Origin of the sequence: Burkholderia sp. MBR-1, assembly GCF_013822785.1 — a bacterium.
GTDB lineage: Bacteria > Pseudomonadota > Gammaproteobacteria > Burkholderiales > Burkholderiaceae > Burkholderia > Burkholderia vietnamiensis.
In genome coordinates, this window is sequence record NZ_CP053610.1 from 766,860 (window position 1) to 783,836 (window position 16,977).

Annotated in this window: 15 protein-coding genes; 7 read left to right on the forward strand and 8 right to left on the reverse strand. The window is 69.0% G+C overall.

Translation table 11 applies throughout. The features are described from left to right. The first annotated feature begins 1 nt into the window (after position 1). Positions 2 to 961 carry an MBL fold metallo-hydrolase gene (locus tag MBR110_RS18220; protein ID WP_034193512.1) on the forward strand — a complete coding sequence of 320 codons (960 nt, stop codon included), beginning with the start codon at positions 2 to 4 and terminating at the stop codon, positions 959 to 961. Positions 962 to 1,118: 157 nt separating this feature from the next. Further along, positions 1,119 to 2,492 carry an MFS transporter gene (locus MBR110_RS18225; RefSeq protein WP_014724945.1) on the forward strand — a complete coding sequence of 458 codons (1,374 nt, stop codon included), beginning with the start codon at positions 1,119 to 1,121 and terminating at the stop codon, positions 2,490 to 2,492. A gap of 22 nt (positions 2,493 to 2,514) precedes the next feature. On the opposite strand, the gene MBR110_RS18230 is transcribed toward MBR110_RS18225, so the two are convergent. Continuing rightward, a complete protein-coding gene (locus MBR110_RS18230) occupies positions 2,515 to 3,315 on the reverse strand; it encodes an SDR family NAD(P)-dependent oxidoreductase (RefSeq protein WP_059734469.1) in 801 nt (266 codons plus the stop codon). 152 nt (positions 3,316 to 3,467) lie between these two features. Between MBR110_RS18230 and MBR110_RS18235 the strand changes: the two genes are divergently transcribed. Both MBR110_RS18235 and MBR110_RS18240 read left to right on the forward strand, forming a co-directional pair. After that, a complete protein-coding gene (locus MBR110_RS18235; RefSeq protein WP_014724943.1) occupies positions 3,468 to 4,430 on the forward strand; it encodes a GlxA family transcriptional regulator in 963 nt (320 codons plus the stop codon). Between the two features lie 74 nt (positions 4,431 to 4,504). Next, the gene (locus MBR110_RS18240) at positions 4,505 to 5,653 is read left to right on the forward strand and encodes an epoxide hydrolase family protein (RefSeq protein ID WP_059734468.1); all 1,149 of its coding nucleotides are present in this window, start codon (positions 4,505 to 4,507) and stop codon (positions 5,651 to 5,653) included. A gap of 87 nt (positions 5,654 to 5,740) precedes the next feature. Here the strand turns inward: MBR110_RS18240 and MBR110_RS18245 are convergent, their stop codons facing one another. Together MBR110_RS18245 and MBR110_RS18250 are read right to left on the reverse strand one after the other, a co-directional pair. Further along, positions 5,741 to 6,232: a 2,4'-dihydroxyacetophenone dioxygenase family protein gene (locus MBR110_RS18245; protein WP_014724941.1), complete on the reverse strand. Its 492-nt coding sequence runs from the start codon at positions 6,230 to 6,232 to the stop codon at positions 5,741 to 5,743. A gap of 178 nt (positions 6,233 to 6,410) precedes the next feature. Beyond that, positions 6,411 to 7,379, reverse strand: coding sequence for a LysR family transcriptional regulator (locus MBR110_RS18250; protein WP_011882146.1), 969 nt, complete (start codon positions 7,377 to 7,379; stop codon positions 6,411 to 6,413). A gap of 105 nt (positions 7,380 to 7,484) precedes the next feature. Between MBR110_RS18250 and MBR110_RS18255 the strand changes: the two genes are divergently transcribed. Then, positions 7,485 to 8,843 (forward strand): aspartate aminotransferase family protein, encoded by a 1,359-nt coding sequence (locus tag MBR110_RS18255; protein ID WP_011882147.1) that lies wholly within the window; start codon positions 7,485 to 7,487, stop codon positions 8,841 to 8,843. A 74-nt stretch (positions 8,844 to 8,917) separates the two neighbouring features. Beyond that, entirely contained in the window at positions 8,918 to 10,435 is a 1,518-nt protein-coding gene (locus MBR110_RS18260; RefSeq protein ID WP_034193517.1) for a CoA-acylating methylmalonate-semialdehyde dehydrogenase, read from the forward strand. Between the two features lie 135 nt (positions 10,436 to 10,570). On the opposite strand, the gene MBR110_RS18265 is transcribed toward MBR110_RS18260, so the two are convergent. From MBR110_RS18265 to MBR110_RS18275, 3 genes are all read right to left on the reverse strand, one after another. After that, entirely contained in the window at positions 10,571 to 10,945 is a 375-nt protein-coding gene (locus tag MBR110_RS18265; protein ID WP_014724939.1) for a COG4315 family predicted lipoprotein, read from the reverse strand. A 538-nt stretch (positions 10,946 to 11,483) separates the two neighbouring features. After that, positions 11,484 to 12,410 carry an AEC family transporter gene (locus tag MBR110_RS18270; protein ID WP_011882150.1) on the reverse strand — a complete coding sequence of 309 codons (927 nt, stop codon included), beginning with the start codon at positions 12,408 to 12,410 and terminating at the stop codon, positions 11,484 to 11,486. Positions 12,411 to 12,553: 143 nt separating this feature from the next. Then, entirely contained in the window at positions 12,554 to 13,438 is an 885-nt protein-coding gene (locus tag MBR110_RS18275) for a LysR substrate-binding domain-containing protein (protein WP_059577837.1), read from the reverse strand. Between the two features lie 240 nt (positions 13,439 to 13,678). On the opposite strand from MBR110_RS18275, the gene MBR110_RS18280 reads away from it, so the two are divergent. After that, entirely contained in the window at positions 13,679 to 14,056 is a 378-nt protein-coding gene (locus MBR110_RS18280; RefSeq protein WP_011882152.1) for a nuclear transport factor 2 family protein, read from the forward strand. A gap of 219 nt (positions 14,057 to 14,275) precedes the next feature. Here MBR110_RS18280 and MBR110_RS18285 read toward each other — a convergent pair whose 3' ends face one another. Continuing rightward, positions 14,276 to 14,488, reverse strand: a complete 213-nt coding sequence (locus tag MBR110_RS18285) for a hypothetical protein (RefSeq protein ID WP_011882153.1) — start codon at positions 14,486 to 14,488, stop codon at positions 14,276 to 14,278. Positions 14,489 to 14,655: 167 nt separating this feature from the next. Beyond that, the gene (locus tag MBR110_RS18290; protein ID WP_011882154.1) at positions 14,656 to 16,839 is read right to left on the reverse strand and encodes an FUSC family protein; all 2,184 of its coding nucleotides are present in this window, start codon (positions 16,837 to 16,839) and stop codon (positions 14,656 to 14,658) included. Positions 16,840 to 16,977: the final 138 nt, after the last annotated feature.

Consider the following 16,977-nt stretch of genomic DNA (forward strand, 5'->3'; position numbering starts at 1 on the left):
CATGGCCAAAGCATTCGCCTCCCAAGCCGATCTCGAAGAGAAGAAGATCACCTGGACGCAGCTGTCCGAGAACGCGTACGCATACACCGCCGAAGGCGACCCGAACTCGGGCGTGATCGTCGGCGACGACAGCGTGCTGATCGTCGACACGACCGCGACGCCCGCGATGGCGCAAGACCTGATCGCGAAGATCCGCAGCGTGACCGACAAGCCGATCAAGCACGTCGTGCTGTCGCATTACCACGCGGTGCGCGTGCTCGGCGCGTCCGCATATTTCGCCGAAGGCGCGCAGCACGTGATCGCGAGCCGCGGCACCTACGAGATGATCGTCGAGCGCGGCGAAGCGGACATGAAGTCGGAGATCGAGCGCTTCCCGCGGCTGTTCGCGGGCGTCGAGACGGTGCCCGGCCTGACCTGGCCGACGCTCGTGTTCGAGCGCGAGATCACGCTGTTCCTCGGCAAGCTCGAGGTGAAGATCATGCACGTCGGCTCGGGCCATACGAAGGGCGACACGATCGTCTGGCTGCCGTCGCAGAAGGTGCTGTTCTCCGGCGATCTGGTCGAATACGACGCCGCGTGCTATTGCGGCGACGCGCAGCTCGAACAGTGGCCGGCCACGCTCGAGGCGTTGCGCGCGCTCGGCGCCGACAAGCTCGTGCCGGGCCGCGGCCCCGCGCTGCTGAGCCCGGCCGACGTGAACAAGGGCCTCGACTACACGAAGGACTTCGTGACGACGCTGCTCGAGCAGGGCCGCAAGGCCGTCGAGCGCAAGCTCGACCTGAAGGCGTCGATGGCGCTCACGCGCGAAGCGATGGACCCGAAGTTCGGCCACGTGTTCATCTACGAGCACTGCCTGCCGTTCGACGTGTCGCGCGCGTTCGACGAGGCGAGCGGCATCACGCATCCGCGCATCTGGACCGCGCAGCGCGACAAGGAAATGTGGGCCGCGCTGCAGGACTGAGGGCGGCTCGGCGGCGCGGCGTCCGCGCGGACGTCCGGCCGTCGTTCTGACGGCGCGCATCGGCGCGCCGCGTTCCGATCTCACAAGAAAGCAGGGCGCACGCACGCCCTCGGAGACTGCCGCGCGCTCGCATCGCGCGGCCCGTTTGGAGACAGACATGCCCCAACCGCTTCCCGCCGAAGCGACGCTCGCGCACGCGAGCGCCTCGGCTTCCGCTTCCGCTCCCGCCTTCGAATCCGCCGGCGCGCCCGCAGCGGGCGATGCGCTGCTGTTCCGCAAGATCGCGTGGCGCATCGTGCCGTTCCTGTTCCTCTGCTACGTCGTGTCGTTCCTCGACCGCATCAACATCGGCTTCGCGCAGCTGCAGATGAAGCACGACCTCGGCTTCAGCGACGCGATGTACGGGCTCGGCGCCGCGGTGTTCTACGTCGGCTACGTGTTCTGCGAGGTGCCGAGCAACCTGCTGCTCGCACGCTTCGGCGCGCGCCGCACCTTCATGCGCATCATGCTGCTGTGGGGGCTCGCGTCGACCGGCATGATGTTCGTGTCGCAGCCGTCGCATTTCTATGTGCTGCGCTTCCTGCTCGGCGTGTTCGAGGCCGGCTTCTTCCCCGGCATCGTGCTGTATCTGACCTACTGGTTCCCGTCGAACCGGCGCGCGGCGGCGATCTCCGTGTTCTTTGCCGGCGTCGCGGTCGCCGGCGTGCTCGGCGGCCTGCTGTCGGGCTGGATCATGCGCGACATGAGCGGCGTGCTCGGGCTGCACGGCTGGCAGTGGATGTTCGCGATCGAGGGCGCGCCGGCGATCGTGCTCGCCTGCTTCGCGTTCACGTATCTGGTCGATCGCCCGCAGGACGCCGCCTGGCTCACGCCCGACGAAAAGGCGCGCGTCGCGGCCGTCTGCGGCGATGCCCGCGCGCACGGCGCGCACGACCGGCGCAGCGTGGCGGCCGCGCTCGCGAATCCGCGCGTCTACCTGTTCGCGTTCGTCTACTTCTCGCTCACCTGCGCGTCGCTCACGCTCAACTTCTGGATGCCGCTGATGATTCGCGACTTCGGCGTCACCGACGTCGTGGCCGTGAGCCTCTACACGGTCGTGCCGAACGCCGTCGGCGCCGTCGGACTGATCCTGATCGCGCGCCGCTCGGACCGCACCGGCGAGCGCCGCCGGCACTTCGCGTGCTGCACGCTCGGCGGCGCGCTTGCGCTCGCGGCGCTCACGCTGCATCTGCACAGCTTTGCGGCGATGCTCGCATGCCTGTCGATCGCGGCGACGCTGATCTTCGCCGCGCTGCCGATCTTCTGGGCGGTGCCGACCCGCTACCTGTCGGGCAACGCGGCGGCGGCCGGGATCGCGCTGATCAGCAGCATCGGGATCACGAGCGGCATCGTCAGCCCGTGGGTGATCGGGATCATCCGCACCCGCACCGGCAGCATGGATCTCGCCGTGTACCTGCTGGCCGCGCTGCTCGCGCTGAGCGGCGTCGCGCTGCTGGTGGGGGTGAAGGGCGACGCGGGGCGGCGGGGGTGATTTAGGGGCGAGCGCCGCCGCGCTACCGCGCAACCACATAACGCGCCGCCGGCGCGTTCGCCGACAGATGCGGCGCCATCGTGCGACGCGCGGCGTCGTACGCTTCCCATTCGTCGGCCGCATGCAGCGACGGGATCGTCACGAGCTCGCCGCGATCGAAGCCGACCAGCGCCGCGTCGACGAGCTCGGACGCCGACATCACGATCTCCTTCGGCAAGTGCTCGAGCGGCAGGCCGCCGGTCTGCCAGAATTCGGTCGCGGTCGCGCCGGGCAGCACGGCCTGCACCTGCACGCCGCGCTCCGCGAGTTCGTGATGCAGCGACTGGCTGAACGCGAGCACGAACGCCTTGGTGCCGCCGTACACGCCGTTGAGCGTTTCCGGCGACAACGCGACGATCGACGAGATGTTGATCACCGCGCCGCGCCCGCGTGCGACGAAGCCGGGCACGGCCGCATAGGTCAGCCGCGTGAGCGCGGTGACGTTCAGGTCGATCATCCGCGTCATCGCGTCGACGTCGCTGTCCAGCAGCGCCGCGTGCGTGCCGACGCCCGCGTTGTTGACGAGCAGCGTGATGCTCGCGTCCTCCTTCAGCTTCGCCTCGACGGCGGCGAGCGACGCGCGATCGTTGAGGGCCGCGGCGACGATCTCGACGCTGCGCCGCGTGTCGTTCGTGATGCGCTCGGCGAGCGCGGCCAGCCGGTCGCGATTGCGTGCGACCAGGATCAGGTCGTAGCCGCGGCGCGCGAGGCGGTCCGCGTAGATTGCGCCGATGCCGGACGATGCGCCCGTGATGACGGCCGTACCGCGATGTGCTTCAGTCATGATGTCGCTCCGTGTTGGGGAAAAGGGTGACTGCATGGCTGCATTCTGGCGTCGAATCGCCGCGACACAAATGACGTAGATGGGTATGATTTCGGACATCGGGCCGGTCAATCGCGATCGCGACGCCCGCCCGCCCGCCTCCGGAGATATGCATGCACCGCATCGGCTTTCTGCTCAGCGACGGCTTCCAGATCATGGCGCTCGCCGCGCAATCGGTGTTCGAGTACGCGAACCTGACCGCGGGCGAGCCGTTCTACGCGATGGACAACTATTCGGTCGACGGCGGCGAGGTGCGCTCGTCGCTCGGGCTGCGGGTCGCTACGCGACCGTTGCGGGGCCGGCGCACCGACGTCGACACGTGGATCGTCGCGGGCGTCAACGATCCGTTGGCGTCGCCCGCGCCGGCCGCGGTCGTCGCGTTCCTGCGCCGTGCCAACCCGCGCGCGCGGCGGATCGCCGGCATCTGCACGGGCGCGTTCGTGCTCGCCGAGGCCGGGCTGCTCGCACAGCGCCGCGCGACCACGCACTGGGCGTTCGGCCGCGACATGCAGAAGCGTTTTCCGGACGTTCGGGTCGAGGAGGACCGCATCTACATCGTCGACGGGCCGGTGTGGACGTCGGCCGGGATGACCGCGGGCCTCGATCTCGCGCTCGCGATGGTGGAGAAGGATCTGGGCGCAGAGGCCGCGCGCTCGGTCGCGCACAAGCTCGTGATGCAGCAGCGCCGCGCGGGCGGGCAGTCGCAGCATTCCGAAATGCTCGATCTCGCGCCGAAGTCGGACCGGATCCAGAACGCGCTCAACTATGCGCGGCAGAACCTCGGCCGTGCGCTGACCGTCGAGGCGCTGGCCGACGCCGTGCACCTGAGCCCGCGGCAGTTCAGCCGCGTGTTCACGCTCGAAACCGGGCAGTCGCCGGCGAAGGCGATCGAGCGGCTGCGGCTCGAGGCCGCCCGGCTGATGATCGAGCAGAGCCGGCATTCGCTCGACGTGATCGCCAAGGAGAACGGTTTTCGCGACCGGCGGCATCTGCGCGATGCGTTCGTGCGCGGCTTCGGCGTGCCGCCGCAGGCGATCCGGCGCGACGCGCGCGCAGACGTGGGCGAAGCCGGCTGACGCGTCGCGGCGCCGTCTGCGCGCGTTATAAAAATCGCGCAGAATCGCGTCGATATCCTTCGCGAGGAGACACGATGCACGCCGTCCCGTTCAACATCGAGATTCCGGATCATGCGCTCGCCGACCTGCGCCGGCGCCTGCGCGACACGCGCGTGCCGCTGCTGACGCCTGCCGAGCCTTGGCAGCAGGGCGTCGACGGCGCGTGGCTGCGCGACCTGACCGCGTACTGGGCCGAACGATTCGACTGGCGCGCGGCCGAGCAGGCGCTGAACCGCTTGCCGCAGTTCGTCGCGGACGTCGGCGGGCAGCGCGTGCATTTCATCCATCGGCGCGGCGCGGGGCCGAACCCGTATCCGCTCGTGATCACGCACGGCTGGCCAGGGTCGGTGTTCGAATTCGACGCGCTGATCGAGCGCCTGTGCGACCCCGCCGCGTTCGGCGGCGACCCGCACGACGCGTTCGACGTCGTCGTGCCGTCGCTGCCCGGCTTCCTGTTCTCGCCGCCGCCGGCGGCGCCCGGCGTCGCGGCATTTCAGGTCGCCGACTGCTGGGCCGCATTGATGGCCGGCCTCGGCTATCGCCGCTTCGGCGCGCAGGGCGGCGATCTCGGCGCGGGCGTGTCGATCGCGCTCGGCGCGCGACATGCGGACGTGGTCGACGGCATCCACCTCAACTACCTGCCGGGCAGTTACGAGCCTGCGATCGACGCGGCCGCGCCGCTGACCGACGAAGAACGGGCGTTCGTCAAGGAGCGCGCCGAATGGGCCGCGCTGGAAGGCGGCTATGCGCATGTGCACATGACGCGGCCGCAGACGCTCGCCGCCGCGCTCAACGACTCGCCGGCCGGGCTCGCCGCGTGGATCGCCGAGAAGTTTCGCGCGTGGAGCGATTGCGACGGCGACGTCGCGCGGCGGTTTTCGCACGACACGCTGCTGACCGGCATTTCGCTCTACTGGTTCAGCGCGTGCATCGGCTCGTCGATGCAGATGTATTGGGAGAACCGGCTGCAGCCGATGCGCTTCGCGGCCGGGCAGCGCGTGACGGTGCCGATCGCGTTCGCCCGCTTTCCGAAGGAGATCAGCCGGCCGCCGCGCAGCTGGGTCGAACGGGTGTTCGAGGTCGTGCAGTGGACCGACATGCCGAGCGGCGGCCATTTCGCGGCGATGGAAGAACCGGACCTGCTGGCCGACGATATTCGGCGGTTCTTTCGGCGTTTTCGATGATGGGCGGCGGGCGGGTGGCAGACGCGGACGAGCGGGGCCGTCCGCCGCCCGCCCGGTCGGCCTCGCGGCGCGCCGCTGTTGCCGGTCTTAGCGGGTGACGAAGGCCGTCGCGTCGTGCGGTGCGGTACGCGCGTGCTTGCGCTGGCGCAGCAGCGCGACGCGGCAATTCTCGCGGGCGGTCTCGCGGCCGTCGTCGTCGAGCAGCACGAGGTCGCCGCGCATCACGTTCAGCGTGATCACGTCGTCGCCGGGCGCGCCGAGCGTTTCCGGCGTATGGACCGACCCGGCCGGTTCGAGCACCGTCGAGCCGGCGTGCGCGATCCAGTCGTATTCGCGGTAGCGCCATGCGCCCTGCAGCGTGTGCACGAACACGTCGCCGTCGTGGCGATGACGCGGCAGCGTGCCGCCGGCCGGCATCTTCAGCAGGGCGGTGAGCGTGTCCTCAGCCGCGTTGATGTGCAGGTACTTGATCGCGAGCCCCGGCAGGTCGGCGCTCATCGGCAGCCACGGCAGCGCATCGCCGGGCAGGCAGGAAATCGGCGGCAGGTCGGTGGAGAGCGGGGCGGACGGCTGCGTCATGGCGTGAGGCGGAGCGGAAACGGGAAGTGCGCATTATCGCAGAGGCGGATCGGGCGGCCGATGGGGGGCGCGGCGGTCGGCGCCGGGCACGGGGGCAACCGCCGACCGCCAACGGCGGTTCCACACATGCGCCGACATCCCGGCTACTTTGCCCGACGCGGCCGCCTCAATGCCCCGCCTACGCCCGCTCCCCCGATCCTTCGCCCGCATGCCCCGCCGCATGCGCGGCCTCGAGGCACGACTGGAACAGCAAAGCCGCCCGCGACGGCCGCGGCGAGCGCCGCAGCAGGCTCACGAAGCGGCAGCGGTAATTGAACCGATGCGGCGCGATCGGCTGCATCAGCCCCTTGTTTTCGAAGCTCTCCGCGTAATGGTCGGGCAGGAAGCCGAGATAGCGCCCGGACAGGATCAGCGTCGCGATCGATTCCTGGTCGGAGGCGGTCGCGCTGCGCGTGAGCTTCGCGCGATGGCTCAGCTCCATGTTCGGCGAGTGAAAACCGAGCCCCGCGAACGCATGGTTGCGGATCGAGGTCCACGTGAGCTTGCCGTGCGGCGCGTCGTAGAGCGGATGCTGGCGGCCGCAGTACAGCAGCATCCGCTCGTCGAACAGTTCCGCATAGACGAGGCTGCCCGAGTTGCGGTGCGCGGGAATGATCCCGACCTGATAGCTGCCGTCGATGATCCCGCGCTCGACCTCGTTGATCGACGCGACATGCAGGTTCAGCGCCACGTCCGGCGCCTCGTCCGCGAACTGGCGGATCGCGTCGCCGAGCCGGGCCTGCGGATTGGTGGCCGTCTTGTCGAATACGGCGATGTGCAGTTCTCCGCCCATCTTGTCGTGAATGCCGTCGATTCTGCTGCGAAACGCCTCCATCGACGCCAGCAGCCGCAGCGTCTCCTCGTAGACGGTCTGCCCCTCGGCGGTCAGCGTGAAACCGGCGCGGCCGCGCCGGCACAGCACCAGGCCGAGGCGCGTTTCCAGATCCTTCACGTGGCGGCTGATGGTCGAGATGCCGATATTCAGCTCGAGTTCCGCGGCCGCCATCCCGCCGCACTGGACCACGCCCTTGAACACCCGCAGCAGCCGCAGGTCCATGTCGCTGAGCTGCCCGAGCAGCGCGCGGCTCTTCGGTTTCTTTGCTTGCATAGTTGCGCAAGTGAACATTGATATTGCGATATTCAAAAGACTAATCGGCGTCCCGACAATGCGCAACATCATTACCCGTACGAGGGGCGCACCGCGCCGACCCACATGACCGACACGATCTCCGCCAGCCAGCACGAAGACACGAACCTCCGCACCGACGCCGCATGGCTCGACGCGCACTGGATGCCGTTCACCGCGAACCGTCAGTTCAAGTCCGACCCGCGGATGATCGTGTCCGCCAAGGACGCCTATTACACGGACGCCGAAGGCCGCAAGATCTTCGACGGCCTGTCGGGCCTGTGGTGCACGGGCCTCGGTCACGGCCGCACGGAAATCACCGAAGCGGTGAGCCGCCAGATCGCGCAGCTCGACTACGCGCCGGCGTTCCAGTTCGGCCACCCGAAGTCGTTCGAGCTCGCGAACAAGATCAAGGAGCTGACGCCGGCCGGCCTCGACTACGTGTTCTTCACGGGCTCGGGCTCGGAGGCGGCCGACACGTCGCTGAAAATGGCCCGTGCCTACTGGCGCGCGAAGGGCAAGGGCACGAAGACGCGCCTGATCGGCCGCGAGAAGGGCTATCACGGCGTGAACTTCGGCGGCATCTCGGTCGGCGGGATCGGCGCGAACCGCAAGCTGTTCGGCCAGGGCATCGACGCCGATTTCCTGCCGCACACGCAGCTCGCCGAAAACAAGTTCTCGCGCGGGATGCCGGATAACGGCGCCGACCTCGCCGACCGTCTGCTCGACCTGATCACGCTGCACGACGCGTCGAACATCGCGGCCGTGATCGTCGAGCCGTTCTCCGGTTCGGCAGGCGTGGTCATCCCGCCGAAGGGCTATCTGAAGCGCCTGCGCGACATCTGCACCGCGCACGACATCCTGCTGATTTTCGACGAGGTCATCACGGGCTTCGGCCGCTCCGGCGCGATGACGGGCGCCGATGCGTTCGGCGTGACGCCCGACATCATGAACTTCGCGAAGCAGGTGACCAACGGCACGCAGCCGCTCGGCGGCGTGATCGCGACGAAGGAGATCTACGACACGTTCATGGCGGCCGGCGGCCCCGATTACATGCTCGAGTTCCCGCACGGCTACACCTATTCGGCGCACCCGGTCGCGTGTGCGGCCGGCGTGGCGGCGCTCGACCTGCTCGTGAAGGAAGACGCGGTCGCGCGCGTGCGCGATCTCGCGCCGCATTTCGAGGCGGCCGTGCACGGGCTGAAGGGGCAGCGCCATATCGCCGACATCCGCAACTACGGGCTCGCGGCCGGCCTGACGATCGCGGCGCTGCCGGGCGAGCCGGCACGGCGTCCGTACGAGATCGCGATGCGTTGCTGGGCGAAGGGTTTCTACGTGCGCTACGGCGGCGACACGATCCAGCTCGCGCCGCCGTTCATCGCCGAGAAGCGCGAGATCGACAACCTCGTCAACGCGCTGTCCGACGCGCTGAACGAAGTCGACTGAGCGAGCGCCGCGTCATCGCGACCACCGCGGTCACCGACGTGACCGCGACCAACGAATCGACGAAAGAGCCATCCATGAAACACGACAGCAATGTGACTTCCACCCTCGGCCATCTGATCGACGGCAAGCGCGTCGACGGCGGCAGCCGCGTGCAGCCGGTGTTCGACCCGGCCACCGGCGAATCGCACAAGAGCGTCGCGCTTGCCGACCAGCTGACCGTCGACGCCGCGATCGCGTCCGCGCAGGCCGCGTTCCCGGCGTGGCGCAACACGCCGCCGCTGAAGCGCGCGCGCGTGATGAGCCGCTTCAAGACGCTGCTCGAAGAGCATGCGGACGAACTGTGCGCGCTGATCACGGCCGAGCACGGCAAGGTGCTCGCCGATGCGATGGGCGAGCTGCAGCGCGGCATCGAGAACGTCGAATATGCGAGCTACGTGCCCGAGCTGCTGAAGGGCGAGCACAGCAAGAACGTCGGCCCCGCGATCGACTCGTGGAGCGAGTTCCAGGCGCTCGGCGTGGTCGCCGGCATCACGCCGTTCAACTTCCCGGTGATGGTGCCGCTGTGGATGTGGCCGATGGCCGTCGCGTGCGGCAACACGTTCGTGCTGAAGCCGTCGGAGCGCACGCCTTCGTCGACGCTGCGCATGGCCGAGCTCGCGCTCGAGGCCGGCCTGCCGCCCGGCGTGCTGAACGTCGTGAACGGCGACAAGGAGGCGGTCGACACGATCCTCACCGACGCGCGCGTGAAGGCGGTGAGCTTCGTCGGCTCGACGCCGATCGCCGAGTACATCTACTCGACCGGCTGCGCGAACGGCAAGCGCGTGCAGGCGCTGGGCGGTGCGAAGAACTTCGCGGTCGTGATGCCCGACGCCGACATCGACAACGCGGTGAACGCGCTGATGGGCGCCGCCTACGGTTCGTGCGGCGAGCGCTGCATGGCGATTCCGCTCGTCGTCGCGATTGGCGATGAAACGGGCGACCGCATCGTCGCCGGGCTCAAGGCCGAGATCGAAAAAATGAAGGTCGGCCCCGGCAACGGCGCGGGCGTCGACATGGGGCCGCTCGTCACGAAGCAGCACTTCGACAAGGTCACGGGCTTCGTCGACGCGGGCGTCGCCGCCGGCGCGACGCTGGTGGTCGACGGCCGCGGCGTGAAAGTGGACGGCCACGACGGCGGCTACTACCTCGGCCCGTGCCTGTTCGACCACGTGAAGCCGGGCATGCCGATCTATCAGCACGAGATCTTCGGGCCGGTGCTCGGCGTGATCCGGCTGAACTCGCTCGACGAAGCGATGGCGCTGATCGACGCGCACGAATACGGTAACGGCACGTGCCTGTTCACGCGCGACGGCGAGGCCGCGCGCTATTTCAGCGACAACATCCAGATCGGCATGGTCGGCATCAACGTGCCGCTGCCGGTGCCGGTCGCGTACCACTCGTTCGGCGGCTGGAAGCGCTCGCTGTTCGGCGATCTGCACGCTTACGGCCCGGACGCGGTGCGGTTCTACACGAAGCGCAAGACGATCACGCAGCGCTGGCCGTCGGCCGGCGTGCGGGAAGGGACGGTGTTCAGCTTCCCGTCGAACCGCTGACGCGTTCGCGGCTGCCGCGCCCGGTGCGCGGCGCCGCGTGTGCGAAGCAACGCAGGCCCGCGCCGAGCGACGATCGGCGCGGGCTTTTTCATGCGTGCGGCCCGCGTGGGCGCGGTGAACGCGCGCGACGGGCGCCTACGGCGCGACCACGTGCCATGCGTTCTTGAAGTTGTCGCCGTTGCGGTCGCCCTGTTTCATGTCCTTCGAGAAGAAATACAGCGGCTTGCCCTTGTATGCCCATTGCGGGCTGCCATCGTCGCGCTTGACGATCGTATAGGGGCCGACCGGCACATCGGTCGCGCTGGCCTTGTACGGCGGCCAGAGCGCTTCGCACTGACCGCTGCACGCGCTGGTGCCCGCGTTCGGTTTGTCCTTGTCGAACGCGTAGACGGTCATGCCGTTCGCGGCGACGAGCGCGCCGTTTTCGATTTTGGTGATCGAGCCTTGAGCCGACGCCGAAACGGACGCCATGGCGAGCAGGGCGGAACTGACGAGCAGCACGGCTTTCATGGATACCTCCTGATGGTCCGGTGGGCGGCACAATCGCGCACACGGCCGGGCGTGCGCGCAATTGCGGGGCGTGGCGCCGGAACGCGGCGCCGGCGCCGCCGGTGCGGGCGTCGGACGGTCGGACGGTCGTGCGCGACGCATGCACCGACACGCTCCATTCACCATAGGCGGTTTTCGGCGCGGCTGCGAGAAGAAGCGGGCGCGCATCGGCGCCGCTGGGGGTATGCAGGCGCGCGTGCGGCTGCATCGGTGGGGCGGGCGGCGATTGGCGATTGGCGGAAGCGGTGCGAGCGTTCGCGGTCGGAAGCGTTGGCGCGCGCCGACGTCGGGCGCACGCGCGAACGCGCGGCGGCTGACGCGGCGATGTGCGACAGACGACGCCGCCCGTAGCACCGCAGGCGCCCGCGGCTCCGTAGCGCCTCGATACCGCGGCACCGCATACGGCAGCATCGCGGCACGGCAATACGGTGACACGGCAATACGGCAATACGGCGAAACGGCGACAACCCGTCGCCCTCCACCCGCCGACCTTTCAGCGCTACATCGGCAGCGCGCCGAACGCGGCCAGCACGACCGGCATCGCGAATGCGGCCGCAATCGTCTGGAACGCGGTGATGCCTGCCATCAGCGGTGCATCGCCGCCGAGCTGGCGCGCCATGATGTACGACGAGGACGACGTCGGCAGCGCCTGGAACAGCAGCGCGATCGTCAGCGCGGCATCGCCGAGCCCGAACAGGCGGCCGGCCGCGAGCGTCGCAAGCGGCATCGCCATGAACTTGAACGCAGACGCGATACACATCGGCTGCATCCAGCCGCGCGCTGCGTCGAACCGCAGCGCAGCGCCCACGCACAGCAGGCCGAGCGGCATCGACGCGGCGCCGAGCGCGCGCACGGCCGGCTCGATCGCTGGCGGAAACGCGATCCCGCCCGCCTGCATCGCGATCCCGAGCGCGCAGCCGACGACCAGCGGATTCGACACGATCCGGTGCACGAGCGCCCATGCGCCGAGTCGCGTCGCGCCGAAGCGCGCGAACACCAGCACGCACATCAGGTTGACGGTCGGCACGATGGCGGCGACGCATACGGCCGCGAGCGCGATCCCGCGCGCGCCGAACAGCCCGGCGGCGAGCGCCGTGCCGACATAGTTGTTGAAGCGCACCGCGCCCTGGAACACCGACGTGAAGCCCGCGCCGTCGACCTGCACGAACCGGCGAACCAGCAGCACCAGCGCCGCGACGACCGCGGTCGACCCGACCAGCGCCGCGGCGAGCGGCACGACCGGCAGCGCTTGCAGCCGCGCATTCGCGAGGCCGTGCGCGAACAGCGCGGGCAGCAGCACGTAATAGCAGAGCCGCTCGGCTTGCGGCCAGAACGCGTCGCCGATGAAGCCCGTGCGCCGCAGCCCGTGGCCGAATGCGACGAGCAGCGCGACCGGCGCGAGCGCGAGCAGGACGGGGCCGATCATCGGCGCGCCCTCAGGCAGGCGGCGAAGCACGGCGACGCGGGAATCCAGCGGGCAGGCGACATGACGGCGGGCGATCGAAAGAGTGACGATGCCGCCAAGTTAGCACGCCGATCCAGCAGCAATAATGGTTAATTATCGGGCGTTCAATGAGAAATTCTCATCGCTGACGCGGTGACTTCGGCCGCCAGCGCACGCGCGAAGCGCTCGGCCGGGCGCGATTGATGTTCGAGCAGCACGACCTCGCGGCCCATCTGCGGCTCGCCGAACGGCAGGCGCGTGACGGGCGGCAGCCGCGCGAGCGTCGCGTCGGGCAGCGCGACGATCGCCGCGCCGAGGCCGCGCGCGACCATCCGTGCGATCGTCTCCGCGCTGTCGAGCACCATTTGCTCGCGCACGCGCACGCCGATGCGGCGCAGCTCGGCGGCGATCATTCGGCCGGCCCAAGCCTGCGCGTCGAAGCGGATGAACGGCAGCGCGTCGAGCAGCGTGCGCGCGTCGCGCTGCGTCGCGTGCGGCGGCGCGAGCAGCCAGAAGCGGTCTTCGTACAAGGTGGTCCACGTGAGCGCGGGCGGGTGCGGGCGCACCGGGCGCGTCGTGATCGCCGCGTCGAGCTCGCCGGCGGCGACGCGGTTCGCGAGTTCGGCCGACATGCCGGCCGACACGTGCACGTGCAGCGACGGATGCGCGGCGCGCAGCGCCAGCAGCGCATCGGGCAGCGGCCCCGACAGCGCGGTCTGGATCGCGCCGATGCGCAGCCGGCCGACGAGCTTCTTCTCGTCGCTGAGCGCATCGGGAATCCGGTCGACCAGCGCGAGCACCTGTTCGGCCTGCGCGAGCAGAATGTTGCCGGCTTCGGTCAGCACCGGCTGACGGCGCGACCGGTCGAACAGCCTGACGTTGTATTCGCTTTCGAGCGCCTTGATCTGCAGGCTCACCGCCGATTGCGTAAGGCCGATCGCTTCGCCGGCGCGTGCGAAGGTCCGGTATCGGGCGATCGCGACCAGCGTTCTGAATGCGCGTAGTGACATGGATTCGGTGACGTAGACGGCCCGCGCCGGCACGCGGATTGCTCAGGATGCCGGTCGCGCGCGGCGACAACCGCTGCGCGTTCAGCCGGCACGCTGGCCCACATCATGCCCGCGCGCCCGCGACCCGGCAATCGCGGCGGCGCGGGCCTGCGGCCTCGCTGCCGCATGATGTCTGCCCGATGCTTTCGGGGCGACGCACGGCCGTTGCGTTCGCCCCGGCTATCTTCGGAGGTAACGACGATGCCCGACGACCCCGGTGAGGTTGCACGCGCGAGCTACCGCGCGTACGTCGACAAGGACCGCGACGCGATCGAAGCGCTGATTGCGCCGGATTTCCATTTCACCAGCCCGCTCGACAACCGGCTCGACCGCGACGCGTATCTGGCCCGTTGCTGGCCGAACAGCGCGCTGCTCGCCGGTTTCCGGTTCGTCGACGTCGCCGTGCACGGCGAGTACGTGTTCGTCGTCTATGAAGCCGACACGACGAGCGGCAAGCGCTTCCGGAACGCGGAGCGATTACGCGTGCGCGATGGTCGGATCGTGGAGGCTGAAGTGTATTTCGGCTGGTACGTGCCGCATCCTGCGCCCGACGGCGGGTTCATCGCGTCGGCAGGGTGACGGTGTGGCGGGACGGCTGCTGGATGCGGTGCGCGAGGTGAGGCGAGGCGAGGCGACGTGGCGCCCAGGGCGGCGGGCCTGAAACGACCACGCCGCTTCAATCGAAGCGGAGTGACGGGCAATGCGGTTGCAGCGATCGGCCGGCTCGTCGGGCGCGCGCGCAGGCAATGCGGACGATGCGCGCGCGGCGGGCCGGGCCATGACGACGCGGCGTCATGCTCAGCTGCCGAAGTAGACGTTGCAGAAGCTGACGGGGCCCACGCAGGCGTTCGGATCTTCCTGCTTCGATTGCGTACGATCGACACGGCCTGCGGCCTCGACGGTTTCGGCGCGGTTCGCCGGTTGCTGTGCACCGTCGGCCGGGGCGGGCTGGGCGTGCGCGACGGCAGCGGTGAGCGACAGGGCAACGACGGCGAGATACAGCGGCTTCATTTGGGGCTCTCCTGGGTCAGTACCGGCGTCGCCGGCAGTGACCAAACTATAGGCTCGCGGTGCCTAAAGATTAATCACCGCGGGTGTAGAGCTTATTTCCAATCGCAACAAGGGTGAGGTTGCGTGCGCATCGATCGCCGTCGCAGCCGACACGGTTTCCGCCGCCTTCAGCCGTAGTGACGATTGAACGGCGCATCCTTGTCCAGCAGCGCGCTGCGGAGGAAGTGCAGGCAGCCGATGATGCGCTGCATGCGGTGGCGCTCGTCGGGCACCGCGTACCACGCATGCAGCGTATGCTGCGCGGCGCGGATCGCCAGATTCACCGATTTCAGCGTGCGGGCGTGGTGACTTGGCGTCGGATCGTCGAAGAAGCGCGGTAGCTCGTGCAGCACCGCGTCGACCGATGCGGTCCAGTGCAGCGTCTGCGGCGGCTTCGTTGCGCAGAACTCGTTCATCTCGTCGCGCAGGTCGATGACCGCGTGGCCGACCTCGAGCGTCGACAGCATCCAGCGCAATGCAATCCGATGCTGGCGCGTGCGCTTCACGAGCAGCGTGCGCAGCTGCGCCATCAGGTCATGCGTGCTCGACTGGAACCGCGCGGCGAGACCTTCGCGCGTGTCTTCGCAGGCGAGCGTGACCTGGCGGCGCAGATCGTGCGCGATGCGCGACGTGAGCCACGGCATGTGCGTCGGAAACACGACCGCGAACATGATCGAGCAGGCGAGCAGCGCGACGACGACCGCGACGCCGTTGTTGATCAGCAACTCGGGCGTATACGAAATCGCGTTGTCCGGCCCGGCCAGCAGACAGAAGAACACCGCAAACCCGATCCCGTAGCCGGACAGGCCCGGTCGCATCGCGAGAAATGCGCCGAGGCCGAGCACCGGCGTGAGCGCCGCGCACAGCAGCGGAAAGCCGTCGATGTTCGGATAGACGTAGCACAGGCACACGTAGCCGACGGCCGTCGCGAACGCCGCGCCGACGCTCATCTGTGCGACGAATTTCGGCGCGCGCGGCGACGTCGAGCTCAACGCGCACGCGATGGCCGTGGAGATCACGGCCAGCGAACCGCTCGGCCACTCCGACGCGATCCAGAACGCGCTCATCGCGCCCACGGCGACGAGCGTGCGCAGGAACGCGAAGCCGACGAAGAACGAATTCGTCTTCACCGCGTAGTGCGTGACCGAGCGCTCGAACGCATGATCGTCGCGGTCGAGCGACGCGTTGGTGTCCGCATAGCCGAGATACTCGCCGATGAAGCGATACATCAGCTCGATCGCGGTATCGAAATCGAGCAGGCCGCCGGCCGCATGATCCTCGATCGCGCGGCGCGACGCGCGTGCGGCCTTCGGCAGCGCCGCGTGGAAGCGGCGCAGTTCCAGCAGCGCGCCGGTCGTCGTCGTGATGCCGCGCTGCCGCTCGTCGCGCAAGGCGGCGATCCGCTGCGCGAGGCCGTCGAGGTGCGGCGCGATCGCACCGAGCACGGCGTCCGACTGGTTCACGCGCAGGCGCTTGATGAGCTGGTGCAGCGCGTGCAGCCGCGTGCAGGCGTTCATGAACTCGCTGTTCAGCCGCGCGAGCCGGCGGCTGCGTGCGCGAATGTGCGGGTCTTCGAACGATGCGAACGCACGGTTCGCCTCGAAGCCGACGATCTCGTCGACGAAGTCGGCGAAGCGCCGTTCGAAGTCGCCGCGCGCCAGCTCGCCGGACAGCGCGCTGGCCGCGAACGAGGCGAACTTCACGCGACGCGCGGCCAGCGAGCGCATCAACGCCTTCGCGGAACTGAGCGGCAGGATCAGCGCGCTGACCGCACCCGAGCAGGCGATCCCGAGCGCGACTTCGGCGGCGCGCGTGAGCGCCGACTGGAACAGCGTCTGCGGCGTCATCACCGCGGGCAGGCCGATCAGCGCGGCCGTGTAGCCGGCGAGCACGAAGCCGTACCAGCGAAAGTGACGGTTGCGCACCGCGAGCGCGATGCAGCTGCCGATCCACAGCGTGATGCCGGCCATGTACAGCTCGGGCTGCTGCGCGAACAGGCCGCCGAGCGCCAACGCGGCCACCAGGCCGGCCGCCGTGCCGAGCACGCGGTAGAAGCTCTTCGCGAACACCATCCCCGACAACGGCTGCATCAGCACGAACACGGTGGTCATTGCGGTGCGCGGCTGCGACATCTCGAGCCGCATCGCGATGCCCATCGCGAGCAGCGCGGCGAGCACGGTCTTGGCGAGGTGCAGCCAGATCAGCCCGTCGCTCGTCGCCCAGTCGCGTGCGGCTTTGCCGAGCGGATCGAGCCAGGTGCTCCATCGTGGCGGTTCGATGGGAGGTTGCTCGATCGCAGGTTGTGGCTTCATGAAAAGGCAGAGGTCCGTGCGGTGCCGTCGTGCGGCCGAACAGGACCAGTCGACTGATGAGGCACCGATTGTAGGAGCGCCGCGCGTGTGCATTAACGCAGTTGCAGGGAAACGATAGTTGCTGGCGTGGCAACAATC